Source organism: Mesorhizobium sp. P2_A12, from assembly GCF_056405075.1.
Genome location: NZ_JBFUCU010000004.1, coordinates 79,134 through 100,570, shown reverse-complemented (window position 1 = coordinate 100,570; position 21,437 = coordinate 79,134). Strand labels below are relative to the sequence as shown.

General features: G+C 63.2%; 23 protein-coding genes. 13 read left to right on the top strand and 10 right to left on the bottom strand.

Going from position 1 to position 21,437, the window contains the following annotated elements; genetic code table 11:
- Positions 1 to 30 precede the first annotated feature (30 nt).
- Complete coding sequence (ccmA, locus tag AC1DZU_RS10725; RefSeq protein ID WP_477284399.1) at positions 31 to 669, bottom strand: heme ABC exporter ATP-binding protein CcmA; 639 nt, start codon at positions 667 to 669, stop codon at positions 31 to 33.
- Between the two features lie 281 nt (positions 670 to 950).
- On the opposite strand from ccmA, the gene acnA reads away from it, so the two are divergent.
- Positions 951 to 3,641 (top strand): aconitate hydratase AcnA, encoded by a 2,691-nt coding sequence (gene acnA / locus AC1DZU_RS10720; RefSeq protein ID WP_477284397.1) that lies wholly within the window; start codon positions 951 to 953, stop codon positions 3,639 to 3,641.
- A gap of 68 nt (positions 3,642 to 3,709) precedes the next feature.
- Here the strand turns inward: acnA and AC1DZU_RS10715 are convergent, their stop codons facing one another.
- Entirely contained in the window at positions 3,710 to 4,414 is a 705-nt protein-coding gene (locus AC1DZU_RS10715; RefSeq protein ID WP_477284395.1) for a ceramidase domain-containing protein, read from the bottom strand.
- Between the two features lie 175 nt (positions 4,415 to 4,589).
- On the opposite strand from AC1DZU_RS10715, the gene AC1DZU_RS10710 reads away from it, so the two are divergent.
- Both AC1DZU_RS10710 and AC1DZU_RS10705 read left to right on the top strand, forming a co-directional pair.
- Positions 4,590 to 5,375 (top strand): DUF1223 domain-containing protein, encoded by a 786-nt coding sequence (locus AC1DZU_RS10710; RefSeq protein ID WP_477284393.1) that lies wholly within the window; start codon positions 4,590 to 4,592, stop codon positions 5,373 to 5,375.
- Between the two features lie 740 nt (positions 5,376 to 6,115).
- Positions 6,116 to 6,502 (top strand): DUF2794 domain-containing protein, encoded by a 387-nt coding sequence (locus AC1DZU_RS10705; RefSeq protein ID WP_477284391.1) that lies wholly within the window; start codon positions 6,116 to 6,118, stop codon positions 6,500 to 6,502.
- A 4-nt stretch (positions 6,503 to 6,506) separates the two neighbouring features.
- On the opposite strand, the gene AC1DZU_RS10700 is transcribed toward AC1DZU_RS10705, so the two are convergent.
- The 4 genes from AC1DZU_RS10700 to AC1DZU_RS10685 all read right to left on the bottom strand — a co-directional run bounded on the left by AC1DZU_RS10700 (position 6,507) and on the right by AC1DZU_RS10685 (position 11,493).
- Positions 6,507 to 7,076: an N-acetyltransferase family protein gene (locus AC1DZU_RS10700; RefSeq protein WP_477284389.1), complete on the bottom strand. Its 570-nt coding sequence runs from the start codon at positions 7,074 to 7,076 to the stop codon at positions 6,507 to 6,509.
- Positions 7,077 to 7,186: 110 nt separating this feature from the next.
- Positions 7,187 to 7,966 carry a Bax inhibitor-1/YccA family protein gene (locus AC1DZU_RS10695; protein ID WP_095083988.1) on the bottom strand — a complete coding sequence of 260 codons (780 nt, stop codon included), beginning with the start codon at positions 7,964 to 7,966 and terminating at the stop codon, positions 7,187 to 7,189.
- A 282-nt stretch (positions 7,967 to 8,248) separates the two neighbouring features.
- Positions 8,249 to 10,798 carry an ABC transporter permease gene (locus AC1DZU_RS10690; RefSeq protein WP_477284386.1) on the bottom strand — a complete coding sequence of 850 codons (2,550 nt, stop codon included), beginning with the start codon at positions 10,796 to 10,798 and terminating at the stop codon, positions 8,249 to 8,251.
- Positions 10,798 to 11,493 (bottom strand): ABC transporter ATP-binding protein, encoded by a 696-nt coding sequence (locus tag AC1DZU_RS10685; protein WP_477284384.1) that lies wholly within the window; start codon positions 11,491 to 11,493, stop codon positions 10,798 to 10,800. The genes AC1DZU_RS10690 and AC1DZU_RS10685 overlap by 1 nt, the downstream gene beginning before the upstream one ends.
- 86 nt (positions 11,494 to 11,579) lie before the next feature.
- Between AC1DZU_RS10685 and AC1DZU_RS10680 the strand changes: the two genes are divergently transcribed.
- Both AC1DZU_RS10680 and thpR read left to right on the top strand, forming a co-directional pair.
- Positions 11,580 to 12,224, top strand: coding sequence for an arylesterase (locus AC1DZU_RS10680; RefSeq protein WP_477284382.1), 645 nt, complete (start codon positions 11,580 to 11,582; stop codon positions 12,222 to 12,224).
- 125 nt (positions 12,225 to 12,349) lie between these two features.
- Positions 12,350 to 12,946 carry an RNA 2',3'-cyclic phosphodiesterase gene (gene thpR, locus AC1DZU_RS10675; protein WP_095083984.1) on the top strand — a complete coding sequence of 199 codons (597 nt, stop codon included), beginning with the start codon at positions 12,350 to 12,352 and terminating at the stop codon, positions 12,944 to 12,946.
- Here the strand turns inward: thpR and AC1DZU_RS10670 are convergent.
- Positions 12,850 to 13,368, bottom strand: a complete 519-nt coding sequence (locus tag AC1DZU_RS10670) for a low molecular weight protein-tyrosine-phosphatase (RefSeq protein WP_477284380.1) — start codon at positions 13,366 to 13,368, stop codon at positions 12,850 to 12,852. The genes thpR and AC1DZU_RS10670 overlap by 97 nt on opposite strands.
- Positions 13,369 to 13,419: 51 nt before the next feature.
- Between AC1DZU_RS10670 and AC1DZU_RS10665 the strand changes: the two genes are divergently transcribed.
- The 3 genes from AC1DZU_RS10665 (at position 13,420) to AC1DZU_RS10655 (ending at position 14,974) form a co-directional block, all read left to right on the top strand.
- The gene (locus tag AC1DZU_RS10665) at positions 13,420 to 13,716 is read left to right on the top strand and encodes a 4a-hydroxytetrahydrobiopterin dehydratase (RefSeq protein ID WP_457152048.1); all 297 of its coding nucleotides are present in this window, start codon (positions 13,420 to 13,422) and stop codon (positions 13,714 to 13,716) included.
- A gap of 116 nt (positions 13,717 to 13,832) precedes the next feature.
- Positions 13,833 to 14,195, top strand: coding sequence for a YkvA family protein (locus AC1DZU_RS10660; protein WP_095084391.1), 363 nt, complete (start codon positions 13,833 to 13,835; stop codon positions 14,193 to 14,195).
- Positions 14,196 to 14,470: 275 nt separating this feature from the next.
- The gene (locus AC1DZU_RS10655) at positions 14,471 to 14,974 is read left to right on the top strand and encodes an invasion associated locus B family protein (RefSeq protein ID WP_457152049.1); all 504 of its coding nucleotides are present in this window, start codon (positions 14,471 to 14,473) and stop codon (positions 14,972 to 14,974) included.
- Positions 14,975 to 15,093: 119 nt separating this feature from the next.
- On the opposite strand, the gene AC1DZU_RS10650 is transcribed toward AC1DZU_RS10655, so the two are convergent.
- On the bottom strand, positions 15,094 to 15,393 hold the full coding sequence (locus tag AC1DZU_RS10650; protein WP_477284377.1) for a hypothetical protein: 300 nt from the start codon (positions 15,391 to 15,393) through the stop codon (positions 15,094 to 15,096).
- Between the two features lie 271 nt (positions 15,394 to 15,664).
- On the opposite strand from AC1DZU_RS10650, the gene rlmN reads away from it, so the two are divergent.
- Genes rlmN through AC1DZU_RS10635 form a run of 3 tightly spaced genes read left to right on the top strand, consistent with a single transcriptional unit; the run spans position 15,665 to position 17,828 of the window.
- Complete coding sequence (gene rlmN / locus AC1DZU_RS10645) at positions 15,665 to 16,900, top strand: dual-specificity RNA methyltransferase RlmN (protein ID WP_184872636.1); 1,236 nt, start codon at positions 15,665 to 15,667, stop codon at positions 16,898 to 16,900.
- Complete coding sequence (locus AC1DZU_RS10640; protein ID WP_477284375.1) at positions 16,897 to 17,346, top strand: hypothetical protein; 450 nt, start codon at positions 16,897 to 16,899, stop codon at positions 17,344 to 17,346. Before rlmN ends, AC1DZU_RS10640 begins: the two co-directional genes overlap by 4 nt.
- On the top strand, positions 17,343 to 17,828 hold the full coding sequence (locus tag AC1DZU_RS10635; RefSeq protein ID WP_477284373.1) for a hypothetical protein: 486 nt from the start codon (positions 17,343 to 17,345) through the stop codon (positions 17,826 to 17,828). Before AC1DZU_RS10640 ends, AC1DZU_RS10635 begins: the two co-directional genes overlap by 4 nt.
- Here AC1DZU_RS10635 and AC1DZU_RS10630 read toward each other — a convergent pair.
- Complete coding sequence (locus AC1DZU_RS10630) at positions 17,800 to 18,441, bottom strand: LysE family translocator (protein WP_477284371.1); 642 nt, start codon at positions 18,439 to 18,441, stop codon at positions 17,800 to 17,802. The genes AC1DZU_RS10635 and AC1DZU_RS10630 overlap by 29 nt on opposite strands.
- A gap of 200 nt (positions 18,442 to 18,641) precedes the next feature.
- Here AC1DZU_RS10630 and AC1DZU_RS10625 point away from each other — a divergent pair, with 200 nt between their 5' ends.
- Positions 18,642 to 19,865: an argininosuccinate synthase gene (locus AC1DZU_RS10625; RefSeq protein ID WP_477284369.1), complete on the top strand. Its 1,224-nt coding sequence runs from the start codon at positions 18,642 to 18,644 to the stop codon at positions 19,863 to 19,865.
- Between the two features lie 47 nt (positions 19,866 to 19,912).
- Positions 19,913 to 20,452: a hypothetical protein gene (locus tag AC1DZU_RS10620; protein ID WP_477284367.1), complete on the top strand. Its 540-nt coding sequence runs from the start codon at positions 19,913 to 19,915 to the stop codon at positions 20,450 to 20,452.
- Between the two features lie 59 nt (positions 20,453 to 20,511).
- Here the strand turns inward: AC1DZU_RS10620 and AC1DZU_RS10615 are convergent, their stop codons facing one another.
- Positions 20,512 to 21,309: a lytic murein transglycosylase gene (locus tag AC1DZU_RS10615; protein WP_477284365.1), complete on the bottom strand. Its 798-nt coding sequence runs from the start codon at positions 21,307 to 21,309 to the stop codon at positions 20,512 to 20,514.
- Positions 21,310 to 21,437 lie beyond the last annotated feature (128 nt).

Here is a 21,437-nt window from a genome sequence, read left to right as displayed (position 1 = left end):
GGTGCCCTTGCCCAGGAAGGAATGCCGACATTACTGCCCCATCCTCAATTCCTTCGCCCCATCCAGTCCCAGCGGCAAATGCGTTGCCGCAACGATGATCCCACCCTTCTCGCAATGCTTCCCCATCAGCTGCGCAAATCGCCCCTCCGAAGCCTTGTCCAGTCCCGCCGTCGGCTCATCGAGCAGCCATAGCGGACGGTGGCTGACCAGCAGTTTGGCGATCGCCGCGCGCCGCCGTTGTCCGGTCGAGAGATAGCCGAAGGGCAGGTGGCCGATGCCGCCCAGCCCGACGGTTTCCAGAGCTTCTTCGACGCCGGCATGTCCATCGCCGTTGAAGTCGCGCCAGAAGCGCAGATTTTCTGCCACGCTGAGCGCAGGCTTCATGGCGTTCTGGTGACCAAGGTAATGACAGGCCGCAGCGATCGACGGAAATGCCTCGCCCCCGTCTTCAATCTCCACAACGTATTCGATCTTCACAACGCCTTCGATCCGCACGCTGCCTTCGGCCACCGGCAGTAGCCCGGCGATGACCCGCAGCAAGGTCGATTTGCCGGCACCATTGGGCCCGGTGACAACCAGCGCCTGCCCGTCCTCCAGGGCAAAGCCGATGCCGGAGAACACCGTGTCGCCGCCGCGTTCGCCGCCCAGATTTTCGGCGATCAGCCGCATCCCTCGCCTGCCTTGAAAACCAAGTGTCGCGGCAGCCGCCGCATCGCACAAATTTGCTTTCCAACTGTCTAGAACTATTCCAGAAAATTCTCTATATGCGGTGCATCCGTGCCAGCGGTCGGCGCGGGAACAGAATTAGCGCCGAACCAGCGCACGCGCCGCCTTGAACGGCTCGGGTTGCTTGGGAACGGACAGCGGAAATGGCCGTACCCGCACCTTTGCGCGTGATTGCATGCCATCGGCGTCCGTTCCCTTTCAGGCTGAACAGACAAGGATCGCACGTGTCAAAATCCCTCGACAGTTTCAATTGCCGCCGCACGCTGACCGCAGGCGGCACCGAGTATGTCTATTTCAATCTCATCGAGGCCGAGAAGAACGGCCTCACCGGCATCGCCCAGCTGCCCTATTCGATGAAGGTGCTGCTGGAGAACCTGCTGCGCAACGAGGACGGCCGCTCCGTCACCAAGGAATCGATCCAGGCGGTTGCCGGCTGGCTCACCGACAAGGGCACCGCCGGCGTCGAGATCGCCTATCGCCCGGCCCGTGTGCTGATGCAGGATTTCACCGGCGTTCCGGCCGTGGTCGACCTTGCCGCCATGCGCGACGCCATGGCCTCGCTCGGCGGCGATCCGCAGAAGATCAACCCGCTGGTTCCCGTCGACCTCGTCATCGACCATTCCGTCATCGTCGATGAATTCGGCACGCCGCTGGCCTTCGCCCGCAATGTCGAGCTCGAATATGAGCGCAACGAGGAACGCTACAAGTTCCTGAAATGGGGCCAGCAGGCGTTCCGCAACTTCCGTGTCGTGCCGCCCGGCACCGGTATCTGCCATCAGGTCAACCTCGAATATCTCGGCCAGGTGGTGTGGACCAACACCGAGGACGGCGAAACCACCGCCTATCCCGACACCTGCGTCGGCACCGATTCGCACACCACGATGATCAACGGCCTTGGCGTGCTCGGCTGGGGCGTCGGCGGCATCGAGGCCGAGGCAGCCATGCTCGGCCAGCCTGTCTCCATGCTGTTGCCCGAGGTTATCGGCTTCCGCCTCACCGGCAAGCTGAAGGAAGGCGTCACCGCCACCGACCTCGTGCTCACCGTCACCCAGATGCTGCGCAAGAAGGGCGTCGTCGGCAAGTTCGTCGAGTTCTTCGGCCCCGGCCTGTCCAACATGACGCTGGCCGACCGCGCCACCATCGGCAACATGGCGCCCGAATACGGCGCTACCTGCGGCTTCTTCCCGGTCGACAGCGAAACCATCCGCTATCTCACAATGTCCGGCCGCAGCGAGGATCGCATCGCGCTGGTCGAGGCCTATTCGAAGGCGCAAGGCCTGTGGCGCGACACCGGTTCGGCTGACCCGGTGTTCACCGACCTGCTCGAGTTGGAACTCGGCAGCGTCGTGCCGTCGATGGCCGGCCCCAAGCGGCCCGAAGGCCGCGTCGCGCTGGAAGGCATTCCGGAAGGCTTCGCCAAGGCGATGGAGACCGAATACAAGAAGGCCGCCGAGATCCACAAGCGCTACGCCGTCGAAGGCACCGACCACGATCTCGGCCATGGCGATGTCGTCATCGCCGCCATCACCTCCTGCACCAACACCTCGAACCCGAGCGTGCTGATCGGCGCCGGCTTGCTTGCCCGCAACGCCAACCGCCTCGGTTTGAAGCAGAAGCCGTGGGTGAAGACCTCGCTGGCCCCCGGCAGCCAGGTGGTCGCCGAATATCTGGAAAAGTCAGGCCTGCAGAAGGAGCTCGACCAGATCGGCTTCAACCTGGTCGGCTTCGGCTGCACCACCTGCATCGGCAATTCCGGCCCGCTGCCGGCGCCGATCTCGAAGACCATCAATGAAAAAGGTCTGATCGCTGCCGCGGTCCTGTCCGGCAACCGCAACTTCGAAGGCCGCGTCTCGCCCGACGTGCAGGCGAACTATCTCGCCTCGCCGCCGCTGGTCGTCGCGCACGCGTTGGCCGGCACCGTCACCAAGGACCTCACCACCGAGCCGATCGGCGACGACAAGAACGGCAATCCGGTCTACCTCAAGGATATCTGGCCGAGCTCGGCCGAGATCCAGGAGTTCATCGAGAAGAACGTCACCCGCGAGCTGTTCGCCCGCAAATATGCCGACGTCTTCAAGGGCGACGAATACTGGCAGAACGTCGAGGCGCCGGAAGGCCAGACCTACACCTGGGACGACAACTCGACCTATGTGCAGAACCCGCCCTATTTCGCCGGCATGACCGCCGGTTTCGGCAAGATCGGCGACATCAAGGGCGCCCGCGTGCTCGGCCTGTTCGGCGACAAGATCACCACCGACCACATCTCGCCGGCCGGTTCGATCAAGGCGGCCTCGCCGGCGGGCAAATATCTCACCGACCATGGCGTCGGCGTCGCCGACTTCAACCAGTACGGCACGCGGCGCGGCAACCACGAGGTGATGATGCGCGGCACCTTCGCCAACATCCGCATTCGCAACCACATGCTGGGCGAGAATGGCCGCGAGGGCGGCTACACCATCCACTACCCGTCGAAGGAAGAGGAATCGATCTACGACGCGGCCATGGAATACAAGAAGGAAGGCGTGCCGCTGGTTATCTTCGCCGGTGTCGAATACGGCAACGGCTCGTCGCGCGACTGGGCGGCCAAGGGCACCAATCTGCTCGGCGTGCGCGCCGTCATCGCCCAGTCCTTCGAGCGCATCCATCGCTCGAACCTGGTCGGCATGGGTGTCATCCCCTTCGTCTTCGAAGACGGCATGTCCTGGGCGTCGCTCAACCTGAAAGGCGACGAGCTGGTCGAGATCGATGGGCTGAGCACCATCAAGCCGCGCCAGACGATGACCGCCAAGGTCACCTATGGCGACGGCACAGTGAAGAACGTGCCGATCATCTGCCGCATCGATACGCTGGACGAGCTCGACTACTTCAGGAACGGCGGCATCCTGCAATACGTGCTGCGCGATCTGGCAGCATAATAATAAGGGAATAGGGCAGTAAGGGAGTAGGGCAGTAGGGCAAGCAAGAACAGGCTAACCTATTTCCCCTACTGCCTTATTGCCTTACTCCCATACTCCCTTACTCCCATATTTTTCGGCGCTCCGAAGCGCGCCGCTGCGGCCAGCAGCACGCCGAGCATCAGCCCATTGAGGATGTGCCAGAGGAAATGCGTGCCGAGCGGGAAGCCGGCGCAGACCAGCGGGTCGACCATCCGGCAGATGACGGACACGACGAAGATCGCCGATCCCGCCAGATTGTACCAGCCGGCGCGATTACCGCTGGCCGCCACCAGTATGCCGAAGAAGGCGAGCGCCAGGAACGGCGGCAGGTAGCCCGTCGTGCCGTTCGAGGCCTGGCGCAGCCAGTCCGGCACCGCCAGCGTCAGCAGCCCGGCAACCAAGTAGAAGGCGACGAAGATGGCGATCGCCCTGCCCCATTGCATGCCGAGGAAGCGGCGCAGGTTGAACAGCGTATAGGCAAGCGTAAAGCCGGCGATCGGCAGCACATCGGCCCAGACCGTGCCCCTGGTGGCGAAGGTGTGGAAGATCGTCGAGCCGATGCCGATTGCCACCACCCACCAGGCCAGCACCTCGGCGAAGGTGCCGGTGCGCAGCCTTCGCACCTCGCGCACGCCCCACAGGCCGGCGGCGATGAAGGCAAGGTTTGTCAGGGCATTGACCGGCTCGGACCAGAGTTCCGGCCCGGTTCGCTCGCAATAGAGATCGATCGGCGCCGAAAGAGTTTGCCACATCGTGATTGCCGCCCGAATCGGTTTCTACCCTGAACTGCGAGCCCTTCTCCTATTGCGCCGCTGCGGTCGGTTGCAACGGCAAAAATTTCACCGCAACGTGACTTCCCGTTGACTTCCGCTTCTGCCACATATTCCAGCAACGACAATAAAGCCGGCGCCACCGGCGGGAATCGGAATGACCATGGCCTCGCGAAAGACATTGTGGCTGGCGGCCCTTGCGCTGGCCTTCTCAGCGGTTGCCGGCACCGGCCAAACCGCCGAGCCCGGCAAGACGCAGGCCGACAAACCTCAGATAGATAGGCCGTTGGGCGTGGTCGAGCTGTTCACTAGCCAGGGCTGCAATTCCTGTCCGCCGGCCGATGCGTTGTTCGCCGAGCTTGCCGCCAAGGAAGACATCGTCGCGCTCGCCTACCATGTCGACTACTGGGATTATCTCGGCTGGCAGGACACGCTGAGCCGCAAGGAGAACACCGAGCGGCAAAATGACTATATGCGCGCCTTCGGTAGCCGCTCCGTCTACACGCCGCAGGCCGTCATCAACGGCCGCGTCCATGTCAACGGCGCCAGCCGCGTCGATGTCGATGGCGCGCTGGCCCGCATGGCCAAGAGCGGCCAGGGCATGCGGGTCGCCGTCAAGGTCAGCCGGACCAGCGACCGCGTGATGATCGACGCCGGCGATGCCGGAAACGGTCCCAGCGATGCGCATGTCGTCATCGTCTATTTCGACCCGCCGCAGACGGTCAAGATCGGCCAGGGTGAGAACACCGGCCGCAAGCTGACCTACTGGAACGCGGTCTCGGGCATCCAGACCGCCGGCATGTGGCACGGCAAGGCGCAGCGCTACGAATTGCCGATGAGCGAGATCTCCAAGAAGGGCGGCTGCGCCGTGCTGCTGCAGTCGGTCGGCAGGGATGGCTTGCCCGGCCCCATTCTCGGCGCCGCCTTCATTCACAAGCCTTGAAGCTTTCACATCTCGATTGGCGCGTTCCGTTTCGCCGATAGCGAGACGATCGTCATTTCGTCATCCTGAGGCAGGTCAGGGGCAAGGCAACGATGCGCTGACGCCGCAACTTTACAGGACCTTGATGTCGGCGGGACAGCACCCCCCTCTGGCCTGCCGGCCATCTCCCCCGCAAGGAGGGAGATTGGCAGCTTTGTCGTGTTCGCCATCTTGTTCGACATTGGAGATTGGCGAAAGCAGAAGTGAAATCCGATCTCCCCCCTTGCGGGGGAGATGTCCGGCAGGACAGAGGGGGGTGGGAAGGATCGCTACAGAACAACGATCGTGCTCTGCCTCGCCGCATTGCCCCGCGCTCCGCTCCAAAAACAAAAAACCGACGTCAGCTTGCTTCTGACGTCGGTCATTTAGGTTTTGGGATCGTCGCACCCGATCCTTCCGAAGAAAGACCGAGGTTGGTTCGATCCGACGCAGACCCGTGGGCGGGGGGCTTGGGGTTTACGAGCCGGTGCCGGACCGAACCGTCTCAGGCAACGCGGGTAAACTCGTCGGACATTGGGGCATGAGCGCGGATAAAAAATGGCGAGAATGTGGCGAAGCATCACCAATTCCAACAAGGCGTTTCATAAAAGTGACTGGACGTTGCAGAAACAGCGCGCCTCCGCCCTGCTTCGCCGGTCTTGCAATTCAGCTGCGAACGCGCCAACTTTGGTTGGCAAAGATTCATTTTGAAGGATCGAGGCATGACTGACGACAGCGGCGGGACGGGGGATGGTGACGCATCCGCAATATTGATCCCGCTGCACGAGGCGCGACCTGAGCGCCTCGATCAGCCGGTGCGGTTCGACCGGCGTGAACTGGATCAGATCCTGAGGCTCTACGGTCGCATGGTCGCCGCCAACGAATGGCGCGACTACGCCATCGATCATCTCACCGACAGGGCGGTGTTTTCCGTGTTCCGCCGCACCAGCGAAGTGCCGCTGTTCCAGATCGTCAAGGACCCGAAATTGGCGCGCAAGCAGGGCGCCTTTGCCGTCATTGCCGCCGGCGGCCGCATCCTCAAGCGCGGCCAGGAGCTCGGCCGCGTGCTTGGCATCTTCGACAGCAAGCTGAAGCTCGTCGAGGCCTAACTGCTTATTTTTGCTGGCGGAATTTTTGCTCCGGCAGCGAATCGGGATCGGGTGGAGCGAGCGCCCCGCCGTTCAGCGGGAGCTGCATGAACACCGTGTCCAGCCAGCGCCCGTGCTTGTAGCCGGAGCCTTCGAGGCGTCCCGAATGGCGAAAGCCGAGCTTTTCGTGGAGCCGCACCGAGGCGCTGTCCGGCCGCCCGTCGCCGATCACCGCGATGACCTGACGGAAGCCCGCCGCCCGGCAGGACTCGATCAGGCTTTGCATGAGCAACAGCCCGACCCCCTGGCCCTTGGCCTCGGGCGCCACATAGACCGAATCCTCGACGATGAAGCGGTAGGCCGGGCGCGGCCGGAAAGCGCCGGCATAGGCATAGCCGAGCACGGCGCCGTCCTTTTCTGCCACCAGATAGGGAAAGCCGCCAGCCATCAAAGTGTCGAATCGCTCGCCCATCTCGGCGCGGCTGGGCGGCTCCAGCTCATAACTCGCGGTGCCCTGGGTGACCGCGTCGGCATAGATTTCCGTGATCCGGTCGAGGTCAGCCGCCGTTGCGGGCCGCATGATGATACTGCTCATTATTTATGCATGCCGTTATTCTGCCGCAATAACAGCAAAACCCGACACAAAAGAAAAGGGCGGCCGTTGGGCCGCCCTCTGGAACTCAATGGTCCAAGCGTCGCTGCTAACTAGCGGCGGTCGCCCATGAACTGCAGCAGGAACATGAACAGGTTGATGAAGTCGAGGTAGAGCGTCAGCGCGCCCATGATCGCCTTGCGGCCGGCGACATCCGAAGCGTCGCCCTCGAAATACATCTCCTTGATCTTCTGCGTGTCATAGGCGGTCAGGCCCGAGAAGATCAGCACGCCAAGCGCCGAGACGGCGAAGGAAAGCGCCGACGAGTGCAGGAAGATGTTGATCACCGACGCGATGATGATGCCGAACACGCCCATGATCAGGAACGAGCCGAAGGCGGTCAGGTCGCGCTTGGTGGTGTAGCCGTAGAGCGACAGCGCGCCGAAGGCCGCGGCGGTGGCGAAGAATGTCTGCGAAATGCTGGCCGTGGTGTAGACCAGGAAAATCGAAGACAGCGACAGACCGACGAGGCCGGCATAGACCCAGAACGTCGTCTGCGCCGCCGAAACGCTCATCGACTGGACGCGGAACGACAGGAACAGCACCGCGGCCAGAGGCGCCAGCATCACCACCCAGCGCAGCGGCGAGCCGAAGATCGCGTAACCGAAGGAGGTCAGCATCTCGCCGCTTGGCAGCGTTGCGACAGCCGAGGCCGGATCGGTAGTGGTGGCCAGCATGATCGTGCCGACGGCGGCAAGACCGGTGATGAGGAGGCCAAGCCCCATCAGATTGTAGACCTTGATCATATAGGCGCGCAGGCCCTGATCGATGCCTGCATCAACGCCGGCGCCGGGCACGGCGCGCGTCTGATAGTTGCGAATGGGTTCAGCCATGTGAGTCCTCTATTGCTTCTGCCCCGTCGGGTGTCAGGTCCACCGGACCCAGGCGCCGCTGGCGGGGCTCCAGCATGCCTGTGGCGAAATATGATGGTTATTCGCGTCAAGAACAAGACCGTAACCGGGTGTAATGCTTCGTGAGGCACCCACGATGCGGTTTTCCGGCCTTTGGCGGCGCAACATTACTCCGATTTAACCAAATCTCGGTCCCCGCCGGCGGAATTCAGAGCAATTCCAATACGTGCAGCGGTTTGGGTCGGACTTGCGGCCGGAGAATAATCAGAGGTTGCGCAGCACCGGCGCGGCCTTGTGGCCGAGCACCCGCCAGGTGCCAGCGAGACCGATGCCGACCGTGATGACGAGCGAAAACAGAATGGTCGCCACCGCCACCTCGGGCATGAAATGCGATGGCAATGTCATGATGCGCGCGACGACGAACCAGGCCGCCGCGGCACCTGCCGCCAGGGCGAAGATTGCGGTGGCGAGCCCGATCAGCATGTATTCGAGCGAGAAGGCGGCAATCAGCGTCGTGCGTGTCGCGCCCAGCGTCTTCAGCACAACCGCGTCATGGATGCGCGCCCGGTTGCCGGCAGCAAGTGCGCCAGCCAGCACCAGCACCGAAGCGATCAGCGCCACGCCGGCGGCTGCCCGGATTGCCGTGCCGAGCTGCCCGACCAGCCGGTTGACGACGTCGAGCGCATCCTTGACCCGGACCGTGGTCACCGCCGGGAAGGCGCGGGTGACGGCATTGAGGATACGCGCATCGTCGGCCGTCGAGGCGGTCTTTTCGGTCAGCGTCGCCATCCAGCCATGCGGCGCCCCTGCGAATGTGTTGGGCGAGAACACCATGACGAAATTGATGCCCATCGTCTCCCATTCGACCTGGCGGAAATTGGCGATCTTCGCCGTCACGTTGCGCCCGAGCACATTGACGGTAATGGTATCCCCAAGCTTCAGCCCGATCTGCTTGCCTTCCACGGCCGAGAACGAGACCAGCGGCTCGCCGGCATGATTGTCCGGCCACCAGCTGCCCTCGGTCAGCGTCGCGTTGTCCGGCTGTTTGGCATCATAGGTCAGGCCACGATCGCCTTTCAGCACCCAGGCGCCTTCCGCCGGCACCTTGACCTTGTCGACATCGACGCCGTTGAGCGCCATCACCCGGCCGCGCAGCATCGGCACCTTGGCCAGCATCCCCTGCGGCGCCTGCTTGCCGATCAGCGCGGAAAAGGCATCGACATCGCTGCTCTGGATGTCGACGAAGAAGAAGTTCGGCGCCCGCTCCGGCAGGCTGCCGGATATTTGTTGCCTGAGATTGCCGTCGATCAGCGCCAGCGTCACCAGCAGCGTCAGGCCGAGCCCCAGCGACAGCACCACCGATGGCGTCAAGGCGCCGGGCCGGTGGATGTTGCCGACAGCGAGCCGCAGCGCCACGAAGCGCACGCGCGGGCTCTTCCTAGCCGCCCACTGCACCAGTGCGCCGACCAGGCGCAGCACCAGGAAAGCGAAGATGGTGGCGCCGACGAAGATCGAGGCGATGCGGCGGTCTCCCGAAAACAGGATGGCCAGCGCTGCCAGCAGCAGCGCGATGCCGACAGCCGCCGCAACATAGGCAGGGCGCGGAAAGCCGCGGCCTTCGAGCCCCATCTCGCGAAACAGCGCGGTCGCCGGCACATCGCGGGCGCGGCCGAGCGGCAGCAGCGCGAACACCAGCGTCACCAAAAGGCCGAACAGCGCCGCCATACCGAGCGCGCCAGGATAGAAGCCGCCTTCCGCCGGCACCGGAATGACCTGGTGGAGGGCGGCACCGGCCGCGAACGGCATCAGCGCCCCGAGCACGAGGCCAAGCACGATGCCCAGGGCGGCGATGATCAGTATCTGCACCAGATAGACGGCAAAGACGAAGCCGCCCGAAGCGCCCAGGCTCTTGAAGGTGGCGATGACACCGCGCTTGCCGTCGAGATAGGCGCGCACCGCATTGGCGACGCCGACACCGCCGACCACCAGCGCCGTCAGCCCGACCAGCGTCAGGAATTGCGAGAAGCGTTCGATGTTGGACGACAGCGCCGGCGCCGCATTGCTGCGCGTGCGGATCGACCAGCCGGCCTGCGGAAAATCTTTGGCCGCCTGATCCTGGATGGCTTTCAGCCGCGCCTCATCGGCATCGGCGGGCAGCCGGATCTTGTAGGCGTTTTCGACCAGGCTGCCCGGCTGGATCAGCCCGGTGGCCGCCAGCCCTTCGGTCGAGATCATCAGCCGCGGAGCAAAGCCGAAACCGTCGGACACCGCATCCGGTTCGGTAACCAGCGTGGCGCGCAGTTCGAAGGTGGCGGTACCGAGCTTCAGCCGGTCGCCGATCTGCAGATGCAGCCGCTCGAACAACAGATCGGGTGCGGCGGCGCCGAAAACGCCGAACTCTTCGCCGAACAGTTCCTGCTTCGACAGCGCCGGCTCGGTTTCCAACGCGCCATAGAGCGGATAGGCATGGTCGACCGCCTTGGCCTCGACCAGTGCCTGGTCGGTTCCGTCGGCGAGACGCGCCATCGAACGCATGCTTGCAGTGCGCGAAACGATCCCCAGCCCGTCAAGGAAGCCACGCTCGGCCCGGCTGGCGTCGCGCTGGTTGATCTGGAAGCGGAGATCGCCGCCAAGCAGCGTCTGGCCCTGATTGGCGACACCGGCGGTGATCGAACGCGCCACCGAGTTGACGCCGCCGATGGCCGCGACGCCGAGCGCGATGCAGGCAAGGAAGATCAGGAAGCCGGACAAACCGCCGCGCATTTCGCGCAGCGAGAAGCGGACCGCAAGCTTCAGCGTCCGCGACAACGGCATCAAGCCGTCACCTTGACGGGTGCCGGCGCCTCGATCCGGCCCGACCGCATCGAAACCTGGCGCGAGCAGCGTGCCGCCAATGCCGGATCGTGGGTGACCAGCACCAGCGTCATGCCGCGCTCGGCCGCCTTGGCAAACAAGAGGTCGGCGACCTGCCGCCCTGTCGCCTGGTCGAGATTGCCGGTCGGCTCGTCGGCAATGAGAATGCGCGGCGACGGCGCCAGCGCCCGGGCGATCGCCACGCGCTGCTGCTCGCCGCCCGACAATTCGCCGGGATAATGGGTGACCCGATCGCTCAGGCCCACGGCCGCCAGTTCGCGCGCCGCGACCGAAAATGGATCGGCATGGCCGGCGAGTTCCAGCGGCACCGCGACATTTTCGAGCGCCGTCATGTTGGGAATGAGATGGAAGGACTGGAACACGATGCCAATGTTTCGGCCACGAAACGAAGCAATCTGGTCCTCGGTTTTGCCATTGAGCAGTACGCCGGCGATTCGGACCGTACCCGAATCGACCCTTTCAAGGCCTGCCAGGACCATCAGCAATGTCGACTTGCCCGAGCCGGAAGGGCCGACGATGCCGGTCGCCTCGCCGGCCGCCACATCGAGGCTGACGCCCTTCAGCACATGCACGGAGGACGCCCCTTCGCCAAGAGTCAGCGATACGTCTTCCAGCGCGATGACGGCTTCTGTCAAAATGAAAGCGTCCTATATCAAGGGATGAAGGCTCTGCTTGCCGGATGCCGTCGGAAGAATTCCTCGGGGTATATGGGGCCTGCCGCATGTCTTTCAAACGCCTGATTGCCGCAGGCTCCATCGTTTTCCTCGCCTTTTGCGGCACCTTTTCGTCGGGGCTCGCCGATCCGTTCAAGATCGTCGGCTTCGGTGACAGCCTGATGGCGGGCTTCGGCCTTGGGCCGGACCAAGGCTTTACCGAAAAACTACAGGCCGCGCTTCGTGCCGAGGGTCGCGATGTGACGGTCGCCAATGCCGGCGTCTCCGGCGACACGACGAGCGGCGGCCTGGCGCGGCTTGACTGGTCCGTGCCCGACGGCACGCAGCTGGTCATTCTCGAACTCGGCGCCAACGACATGTTGCGCGGCGTCTCGCCCGACATCGCCAGAAGGAACCTGGATGAGATGATGGGCAAGCTCAAGGACCGCAGGATTGCCGTACTGCTGGCCGGCATGCGCGCCGCGCCCAATCTCGGCGCCGACTACCAGAACGCCTTCGACGCCATCTTTCCCGACCTTGCCAGGAAATACGACGTTGCGCTCTATCCGTTCTTTCTCGACGGCGTCGCCGGTCAGCCCGGCATGCAACTCGAGGACGGCTTGCATCCGAGCCCTCAAGGTGTCGACCAGATGGTCGCACGCATCTTGCCGACGGTCGAAAAGGCGATCGCGGCGGCGCCGGGAGGTTCGTGAGATCGGACTAATTGCTTCCGTTGGGGAAACTTTTAACAAAGCCTGTGACCAACAAACCTCTTGCTCCGTTTGATTTTCGATGATTCGCTAGGGCTAATATTCGATTCGAGGAAGGGAGGCTCTTCATGCCGCGTCTTTTCACCGCCCTCGAAATACCGCGTGACGCCGCCCTTTCGCTGTCCCTGCTGCGGGGCGGCCTGCCCGGGGCCCGTTGGATCGACGTCGAGAACTACCATCTGACGCTGCGCTTCATCGGCGATGTACCGGGTCATGTCGCCGACGAGATCGCCAACGCGCTCGACCGCGTCCACCGCCCCTCCTTCCCGCTGACCCTGTCCGGCGTCGGCGCTTTCGGCCAGAAGAAGCCGCACGCGGTGTGGGCGGGTGCCTCCGCCTCGCCCGATCTTGCCGCCCTTCAGGGCGAAATCGACCGCATCTGCCAGCGGCTCGGCATTCCCGCCGATCCGCGCAAGTTCATGCCGCACGTGACGCTGGCGCGCTTGCGCAATTCCACCCCGCTCGACGTCGCCCAGTATCTCTCGGCACGTGGCAATTTCTCGACATTGCCGTTCCGCATCGGCCGTTTCGTGCTGATGTCGTCGCGCGATTCGGTCGGCGGCGGCCCCTACATCGTCGAGGAAGCCTGGCCGCTGTCGGGCAAGGACGCCCGTGCTTCGAGCCTTGTCGCCAGCGCCTCCGACGCCTCGCGGATCATGCGGTAGACCGACGTGAAGGCTTCCGCCCCGTCGTAATAGGGGTCCGGCACGTCGCGCACATGGCCCTTGGCGAACTCCAGGAACAGGTGCACCCGGTCGTGCATGGCCGGCGGCGCCAGCGTTTTCAGGTCACGAACGTTTGACCGGTCCATGCCGAGGATCAGGTCGAAGCGGTGAAAATCCTCCGGCGTGACCTTGCGCGCCCTCTGCCGGGAAATGTCGATGCCGTGACGCACCGCAACCGCGATCGAGCGTGGATCGGGAGGTGACCCGACCTCCCAGCCGCTGGTTGCGGCTGAATCGAGCAGCATATCCCGGCCCCATTCACGCTCTGCCAACACGGCTCGAACAACGCCCTCAGCCAGTGGCGACCGGCAGATGTTGCCGAGACAGACGAAGAGAATGGAATTTATGGGCTTCGCGCTCATCGATCCAACGCTATGGTGACGACTTCAGTCGAAATAGCATGGGAAGCTGACATGACGAGAGAGAAACTGGGCCGGGAAGCCGCTGAAGCCGCGTTGACGGGTCTCGACGGCTGGGCGCTGGCCGCCGATGGCGCCTCGATCAAGCGCACATTCACCTTCGCGAATTTCTCCGAAGCCTTCGCCTTCATGACCCGCGTGGCACTGGCCGCCGAGAAGATGGACCATCATCCCGACTGGTCGAATGTCTACAAGACCGTCGACGTGACGCTCAACACCCATGATGCCGGTGGCGTGACGGCGCTCGATATCGATCTGGCGAAGAAGATGAACCGCTTTTTCGGTGGCTGAACAAGCAGCGGTTGCCAAATCGGCGCCGGCACCTTGCAGCTTGGGTCGGGTTTCACCACATTTTCGCTCGCGGGGCATGCGCTGGAATGCGCATGGACGCTCGCAAGGAGAAACTGATGGCGCAACAATCCGGTTTTGACTTCTTCGGCTTTGGCGGCAAGCTGGGCGACGAGAACGAAGTGCGCGAGAAATTCTGGCGCACGGCGAAGAAAGCCGCGCGGCAGATCCCCTTCATGGAAGAGGTCGTGGCCGCCTACTACTGCGCCATGGACAAGAACACGCCGCTGCGCGCCAAGGGCATTCTGCTGGCCGCCCTCGGCTATTTCGTGCTGCCGGTGGACGTCATCCCCGACTTCGTCCTCGGGCTTGGCTTCACCGACGACATCGCCGTGCTCACCGCCGCGATCACCGCGGTCAGCGCCCACATCACGCCGGCGCACCGGCAGGCCGCCAAGGACGCCATCGCCGACAAGGGCTGAGCAGGCCGGCGCCCGCGCAAATGCCTTTGGAGCCTGCGTTTGGCGGCAAAGCAAAAAGTCAAACTCTTGCCGCTTTCGTGGCCTCCAAGTCGCGAAAGGGACGTCGCGCCACCCGCTTGCAAGGCGGCGGCGCGAGAATGGCGGCGGTTTCCTCGGGTGCGGGTCCTTTTCTCAAAGGAAATTCACCGTTTGGTAACCCAGATTAAATCAAAATGAAGCGACGGGCAGGACGCCAAGCCGGCCTGCCGCCGCACCTTTGGAATACGGGAAAAACGATGCGCGGATTGATTGCTACAGTTTCGAGCCTGGTCCTGGTGGCCGTGGCAGCGCCGGCACTGGCGCAGTCGGCGACCAAGATCGGCCAGCACAATGCCTGGGGCACCTACAGCTACCAGGCATCGGGCGGCAAGGTCTGCTATGTCCTGACCGTGCCGACCGACAAGCAGCCGCCGACGCTCGACCATGGCGACATGTTCTTCTTCGTCAGCCAGCGGCCCGGCCAGCAAGTGTCCTACGAGCCGCAATTCATCGCCGGCTACACCTTCCAGGAAGGCTCCAAGGCCACCGTCACCATCGACAAGAAGTCGTTCTCGATGTTCACGCGCGGCAAGTCGGCCTGGGTCGAGAACGCCGCCGAGGAACCGGTGCTGATCGCCGCCATGAAGACCGGTACCGACATGAAGGTGACGGCGAAGTCCGGCCGCGGCAATCCCACCTCCTATGTCTTCTCGCTGAAGGGCATTTCGGCCGCGCTGTCCTCGATCGCCAAGTGCAAGTAGGCAAAAAGGGCAAATAGGCAAAGCTTCGTTTTGCCAAAGCGTCGTTTTGCACGACAGGCCGGGCCGCAAAGCCCGGCCTTTTGCTTTTTCAGGCCGGCGTGTGTGCCGGCGGTTCAGTCTCACATGGCCATTTTTTCACATTCGGCCTGTGCCTTCTTGGTCGACGTATCGATCATGAAGGCTTTGCCCTTGGCGTCGGTCATCATCATCATGCAGTGCTTGATTGGCTTTGCCATCTTCATCATCTCGGCGCCCATCTTTGCATCCGGCATCATGGTGCCCATATGCCCGTCCGGCATGATCGCCATCACTTCTCCAGCCTTCATCATGGTCATCGTGCCCATCGCGTCTTCGGCAAATGCCTGCGAGGCGGAAAGGCCGACGAGGCCGGCAATGACGGCAAGCTTGATAGAGTTCATTCTGCATACTCCCATTTTGTAGAGGCATAGTTGCCCCCTTCAGACTTCGAAGGCGCGACGGGAATCGTTACGCAAACACGATCATGTGATCGGTTCTTTTGCAGCGGGAAGATGGGGCAAGGCCGGCGGATGATCGAAACGGGCTGTCAGCCAGCGTGCATCGGGTTGCATTCTCCCTGCATGACTCCGGCCCCAACCTGTGCTATGCGCCGCGCTTCATGTCCGGCACGATAAGTGAAATCGGCCGCAAACCGCTTATATCAGTGCAACCATGACCCTTTCATTCGATCTCACCGCCGATGGCGCCCGTGATGCATTGCGCGCCCGCGCCGCACAGCCGGAAAAGCAGTCGCTGATCGGCTTGACGCGGGCCGAGCTCGGCGAGGCCCTGGTGGCGTCCGGCGCGGTGCCGGAGCGCCAGGCGAAGATGCGCGCCCAGCAACTCTGGCACTGGATGTATGTGCGCGGCGTTTCCGACTTTGCCGGCATGTTCAACATCTCCAAGGATTTGCGCGCCGAACTCGACAAGCATTTCACCGTTGCCAGGCCGGAGATCGTCGAGGAGCAGATTTCTTCCGACGGCACCCGCAAATGGCTGTTCCGCTTTCCGCCGCGCGGCGCCGGCCGGCCGGTCGAGATCGAGACCGTCTATATCCCCGAGGAAGGCCGCGGCACGCTCTGCATCTCCTCGCAGGTCGGCTGCACGCTGACCTGCTCGTTCTGCCATACCGGCACCCAGAAGCTGGTGCGCAATCTGACGGCGGAGGAAATCCTCGCCCAGTTGCTCACCGCCCGCGACCGGCTCGGCGACTTTCCCGATCGCGATACGCCGGACGGCGCCATCGTGCCGGCCGAGGGCCGCAAAGTGTCCAACATCGTCATGATGGGCATGGGCGAACCGCTCTATAATTTCGAAGCGGTGAAGAAGGCGCTGCTGATCGCCTCCGACGGCGACGGCCTGTCGTTGTCGAAGCGCCGCATCACGCTCTCGACCTCCGGCGTCGTGCCCGAAATCTTCCGCACCGGCGAGGAGATCGGCGTCATGCTGGCGATCTCGCTGCACGCCACCAATGACGACCTGCGCGACCTGTTGGTGCCGATCAACAAGAAGTACCCGCTCAAGGAGCTGATCGCCGCCTGCCGCGCCTATCCCGGCCTGTCCAACGCCAAGCGCATCACCTTCGAATATGTGATGCTGAAGGACGTCAACGATTCCATCGAGGACGCCAAGGGGCTGATCAAGCTGCTCAAGGGCATTCCGGCCAAGATCAATTTGATCCCGTTCAACCCGTGGCCGGGCACCAACTACCAGTGCTCGGACTGGGAGACGATCGAGAAGTTCGCCGACTACATCAACAATGCCGGCTATGCCTCGCCGATCCGCACGCCGCGCGGCCGCGACATCCTCGCCGCCTGCGGCCAGCTGAAGTCCGACTCCGAGCGCATGCGCAAGGTCGACCGGCTGGCGCTGGAAGCCATGATGATTGCGGGGCACGGCGAGGCGTGAGCCGCCGCTTCGCCTGGCTGAAGCGACTCGCCACGATAGCTGTCGGCTATTTTGCCGGTGTGTTGACGTCGATCCTGGTGCCGGTGCTGCTGATCGCTCTCCTGGAAGGCATAGAAGACGGCAACTGGTCGATCATTTTCGCATTCGATTGGCTAGGCTCCTTCCCGCTTGCCGTATTGACGGTGATGGTCGGCGCGCTGTTGATCGTCGGCCCCGCGATCTTTGTCGCCGAACGGTTGGCGCTTCGAGGATGGTTCTATTTTGCGGCCACCGGTGCGGTTACCTCGACCGCCTTTGGTGTTTCCATCCCGCGCTCGGCCGGAAGCTTTGTATTCAATCCGGGCTATCTCGGTTTTCTGGCCACGGCCGGCATTGCCGCCGGTTCGGTCTACTGGCTTCTGGCCGGGCGCAAGTCCGGTCATCTCACACGCCGGGATCTGGGATGAGCCGACTCATTGGTTACCTCGTCCGTTTCGCCGTCATCCTGTTCGGCTATGCGGTCGCCTCGCTGGCGGCGAGCGCCTTCCTCAACATCCTGTTCCTGGCCTCGCTTGGCTACGTGCCGGAGCACGCGCACCCGACGGCAACCGCCTCGCTGTATTTCTCAATTCCCTTCGTCGCCCTGTTTGTCGCCTATTTCGCCTTCATGCCGGCGGCGATCGTCATCCTGCTTGCCGAGAGCCTCGGTCGGCGCGACTGGTTGTTCTATGCGCTGGCAGGCGCGGTGGTCGCGGCCGTTTTCCTCGGCCTGGTCGACAATGCCCGTGACTCGGCCTTCGCGGTCAGGGAGACCAGCGCCATCATGGCAGTGGTCGGCGGCGGCATGGTCGGCGGGATCTTCTACTGGCTTAGCGCCGGGCGCTGGGCCGGAAGTTGGTGGTTGAAGGATGAGAAGGCGCCTACTTCGCCTGGGCCGTCAGAATCTTGAGCGCGAAGGCGGAAAACACGCCGGCAAAGAGATAGTCGACCACCCGCGTGACGCGCGGGCTGGCCTTCATCGCCGCCGAGAATTTTTCCGCCGCCAGCACCATCGGCGCGGTCACCGGGATCGACAACACGATGAACATCGAGCCGAGGAAAAACAGTTTTCCCGGCGCGTTCGGGTCATGCGCGGAGACGAACTGCGGCAGGAAGGTCATGAAGAACAGGATGATCTTGGGGTTGAGCAGATTGACGCCGAGCCCCGCCGCCCAGCTTCGCAACAGCGAAATCTGAGGTCCCGTCTTCTTCTCCGGCGAAAACGCCGAACCCCTGGTGATCGCCTGCCAGGCGAGGAAGACGAGATAGCCGGCGCCAAAGATCTTCAGCACGAAGAAGGCCATCGGCGAGGCGACGATCAGCGCCGAGACACCGACCACCACCAGCGTGGTGTGGATCAGCGTGCCGCACAGCGCGCCGGCCATCGAGGCAAAGCCGGTGGCGCGGCCCTGGCTCAGCGTGCGCGAGACGAACAAGGTCATGTCCGGTCCGGGCGTGATCGCCAGGATCACGGTGGCGATGGCGAACTGGATCAGCGTGGCGGTGTCTGGGATGAACGACATGGACGGCCCTTTGGCTCGGGAACACGCAAGCCTATAATGGATACGAACCATCGCTGCCAGCAACTGGACGGCTGAAAGGCTGATCCAGCGCCCCGGATCGTATCCCGTTGACCCAACGGTCCTCGGCGTTCGTCTCTTGCGCAGCCCGGAAACGGCGTGATACCTCGCCCGCCGAGAACTCGTGATCGCGGAACCGCCAAATGTCAAAAGCAAAAGACGTCAAGAAAGTCGTGCTCGCCTATTCCGGCGGCCTCGACACATCGATCATCCTGAAATGGCTGCAGACCGAACTCGGCGCCGAAGTCGTCACCTTCACCGCCGATCTCGGCCAGGGCGGCGAACTCGAGCCGGCTCGCCGCAAGGCCGAGATGATGGGCATCAAGGACATCCGCGTCGTCGACGTGCGCGAGGAGTTCGTCTCCGATTTCGTCTTCCCGATGTTCCGCGCCAACGCCGTCTATGAAGGCACCTACCTGCTTGGCACCTCGATCGCTCGGCCGCTGATCTCCAAGCATCTGGTCGAGATCGCCAGGGAGACCGGCGCCGACGCGATTGCGCATGGCGCCACGGGCAAGGGCAACGACCAGGTTCGCTTCGAGCTGTCGGCTTACGCGCTGAACCCCGACATCAAGGTCATCGCGCCATGGCGCGACTGGTCGTTCAAGTCGCGCACCGACCTGATCAATTTCGCCGAGCAGCATCAGATTCCGGTGCCGAAGGACAAGAAGGGCGACGCCCCGTTCTCGGTCGACGCCAACCTTCTGCATTCGTCCTCCGAGGGCAAGGTGCTGGAAGACCCGTGGAGCGAGCCGCCGGAATTCGTCCATCAGCGCACCGTTTCGCCAATGGATGCGCCGGATAAGGTCACCGAGATCGAGATCGAATTCCTCAAGGGCGACCCGATCGCGCTCGACGGCAAGAAACTGTCGCCGGCCACTATGCTGGCAGCGCTCAACGATCTCGGCCGCGACAACGGCATCGGCCGGCTCGACCTGGTCGAGAACCGCTTCGTCGGCATGAAGTCGCGCGGCGTCTATGAGACGCCCGGCGGCACCATCCTGATATCAGCCCACCGCGCCATCGAATCGATCACGCTCGACCGTGGTGCCGCGCACCTGAAGGACGAGTTCATGCCGCGCTACGCCGAGCTGATCTACAACGGCTTCTGGTTCGCGCCCGAACGGCTGATGTTGCAGGCGATGATCGACAAGAGCCAGGAAGACGTCGAGGGCACGGTGCGCCTCAAACTCTACAAGGGCAACGTCATGGTCACCGGCCGCAAGTCGAAGAAGACGCTTTATTCCGATGCACTGGTCACCTTCGAAGACGACCGCGGCGCCTACGACCAGAAGGACGCCGCCGGCTTCATCCGCCTCAATGCGCTGAGGCTGCGCACGCTGGCGGCACGCAGCCGCAATAAATAGGCCGGTGCATGTCGCCCAAAAGTGTGCAGCGGTTTTGGGACAACGACATGATCAAAAACAAGGATGTGCACGGCCTCGGCAGATACCTGGCGCCGCTACTCCTTCTGGCGGCGCCGGCCATGGCCGAGGATTTCGATCCAGCCTCGCTGGACCTTACGGCGTTGATCGAGTGCCGGGCGGACGTGCCGGCCTATAACGGTTTTGCCCTGTGGCTGGCCGGCGAGCCCAGCGCCGCGGGGAAACTCGGCTGGAAGGAGGTTGCGACCGGCAACCCATTCCTCGTTCAGTATGAACTGCCGGGCAAAATTCGCGTCTTCGGGCGCGAAACGGTATCCATCGTCTTTACCGCGACCGGGCCGATGGCGGTGCTCGACGGCATTGCCGCGCCGGACCTTGCCAAGGAGTTCAATGTCACGCCGACAATCTCGACGCCGGACAAATTCCTTGGCGAGGCGGTCGTTGCCGAAACCACCGAGGACGCCGGTGGCGTGAGCCTCGCCACGCGCATCACGCTCAACGTCTCGACGGTCGAGTCACACCCGGGCAAGACGCTGGCCGGGTGCTCCTACGCGCTCGACGTGAAATAAAAAGCCCGGCACATGGCCGGGCTTTCTGCAAAGCGGAGATTTTTTACAGAGTCGTCTCTTCAATCGCCATCGATCGCCGTGGCGATGCGGGCGATGGCCTGTTGATAGACGCTGGCGGAATTCCAGCCGGCAATGGCGCCGATATTCGACTGCGCGCTCGCACCGGCCCGCCAGCCATGACCCTTGAGGAAGTTGGCGGTGGAAGCCAATGCAGTGGCCTTGTCGCGCAGGTTTCCGCTGCCGACGCCGTACTTCAAGACATTTCCGGGCAGGAACTGCGTGTGGCCGATCTCGCCATGTGCAGCGCCGACCGACGAGGAGGTCAACGCACCGCGATCAACCAGCTTCAGGGCCGCAATGGCATGTGGGTAAAAGAATTCCGGGCGGCGGCAATCGTAGGCAAGCGTCAAAATGGCAGAGACCGTATTCTGGTTGCCCATCGCCGAACCGAAGCCAGTCTCCATTCCCCAGATGGCGAGCAGCACGCCTGGCGACACGCCATAGTTGCTTTCGATTTTGTCGAACAGCGCCGCGTTCGACTTCTTCAGCGCACGGCCTTTGGAAATGATCGCAGCGCCGCCACGGCGCTTCATGAAATCTTCCACTGAGCCGCTGAAAGCCTTGTGAATGCCGCGGTCGACGGAGATGGTCCTTGTTGCGTAGGTCGCGCCGGCCAGAGCTGCAAGACCCTTGGGGCCCACACCTTCGGCCCTGGCCTCCGCGGCGAACTCCGGCTTCCAGGCTTCGAAGCCGGCGCCAGTCTTGCCACAGCTGGCCGCCGCCTGTGCGCCCGTCGCCAGCGCAAGCACCGCCACCACCGCGGTCACAAAAATCCTACCCTTGGCAAGTAATGCCATGCTTTTCTCTCCTGATTGCCTGAATCACGTCCCGTTTGCGAATTTGCCAGCGAAACCCGCACTTGTCACTGTCTCTGCTGCAGTGCTGGCGAATGCCGGGGAATTTGCCTACGATCAAGTGAATATTG

Excerpts from the sequence above, each read along its gene's own strand:
- AC1DZU_RS10665 (WP_457152048.1), top strand. The coding sequence starts at position 13,420 with ATGACGAGAGAGAAACTGGGCCGGGAAGCCGCTGAAGCCGCGTTGACG.
- AC1DZU_RS10680 (WP_477284382.1), top strand. The coding sequence starts at position 11,580 with ATGTCTTTCAAACGCCTGATTGCCGCAGGCTCCATCGTTTTCCTCGCC.
- AC1DZU_RS10615 (WP_477284365.1), bottom strand. The coding sequence starts at position 21,309 with ATGGCATTACTTGCCAAGGGTAGGATTTTTGTGACCGCGGTGGTGGCG.
- AC1DZU_RS10620 (WP_477284367.1), top strand. The coding sequence starts at position 19,913 with ATGATCAAAAACAAGGATGTGCACGGCCTCGGCAGATACCTGGCGCCG.
- AC1DZU_RS10630 (WP_477284371.1), bottom strand. The coding sequence starts at position 18,441 with ATGTCGTTCATCCCAGACACCGCCACGCTGATCCAGTTCGCCATCGCC.
- AC1DZU_RS10650 (WP_477284377.1), bottom strand. The coding sequence starts at position 15,393 with ATGAACTCTATCAAGCTTGCCGTCATTGCCGGCCTCGTCGGCCTTTCC.
- AC1DZU_RS10700 (WP_477284389.1), bottom strand. The coding sequence starts at position 7,076 with ATGAGCAGTATCATCATGCGGCCCGCAACGGCGGCTGACCTCGACCGG.
- AC1DZU_RS10705 (WP_477284391.1), top strand. The coding sequence starts at position 6,116 with ATGACTGACGACAGCGGCGGGACGGGGGATGGTGACGCATCCGCAATA.
- AC1DZU_RS10655 (WP_457152049.1), top strand. The coding sequence starts at position 14,471 with ATGCGCGGATTGATTGCTACAGTTTCGAGCCTGGTCCTGGTGGCCGTG.
- AC1DZU_RS10710 (WP_477284393.1), top strand. The coding sequence starts at position 4,590 with ATGACCATGGCCTCGCGAAAGACATTGTGGCTGGCGGCCCTTGCGCTG.
- rlmN (WP_184872636.1), top strand. The coding sequence starts at position 15,665 with ATGACCCTTTCATTCGATCTCACCGCCGATGGCGCCCGTGATGCATTG.
- AC1DZU_RS10695 (WP_095083988.1), bottom strand. The coding sequence starts at position 7,966 with ATGGCTGAACCCATTCGCAACTATCAGACGCGCGCCGTGCCCGGCGCC.
- ccmA (WP_477284399.1), bottom strand. The coding sequence starts at position 669 with ATGCGGCTGATCGCCGAAAATCTGGGCGGCGAACGCGGCGGCGACACG.
- AC1DZU_RS10715 (WP_477284395.1), bottom strand. The coding sequence starts at position 4,414 with ATGTGGCAAACTCTTTCGGCGCCGATCGATCTCTATTGCGAGCGAACC.
- AC1DZU_RS10625 (WP_477284369.1), top strand. The coding sequence starts at position 18,642 with ATGTCAAAAGCAAAAGACGTCAAGAAAGTCGTGCTCGCCTATTCCGGC.
- thpR (WP_095083984.1), top strand. The coding sequence starts at position 12,350 with ATGCCGCGTCTTTTCACCGCCCTCGAAATACCGCGTGACGCCGCCCTT.
- AC1DZU_RS10670 (WP_477284380.1), bottom strand. The coding sequence starts at position 13,368 with ATGAGCGCGAAGCCCATAAATTCCATTCTCTTCGTCTGTCTCGGCAAC.
- AC1DZU_RS10690 (WP_477284386.1), bottom strand. The coding sequence starts at position 10,798 with ATGCCGTTGTCGCGGACGCTGAAGCTTGCGGTCCGCTTCTCGCTGCGC.
- AC1DZU_RS10635 (WP_477284373.1), top strand. The coding sequence starts at position 17,343 with ATGAGCCGACTCATTGGTTACCTCGTCCGTTTCGCCGTCATCCTGTTC.
- AC1DZU_RS10660 (WP_095084391.1), top strand. The coding sequence starts at position 13,833 with ATGGCGCAACAATCCGGTTTTGACTTCTTCGGCTTTGGCGGCAAGCTG.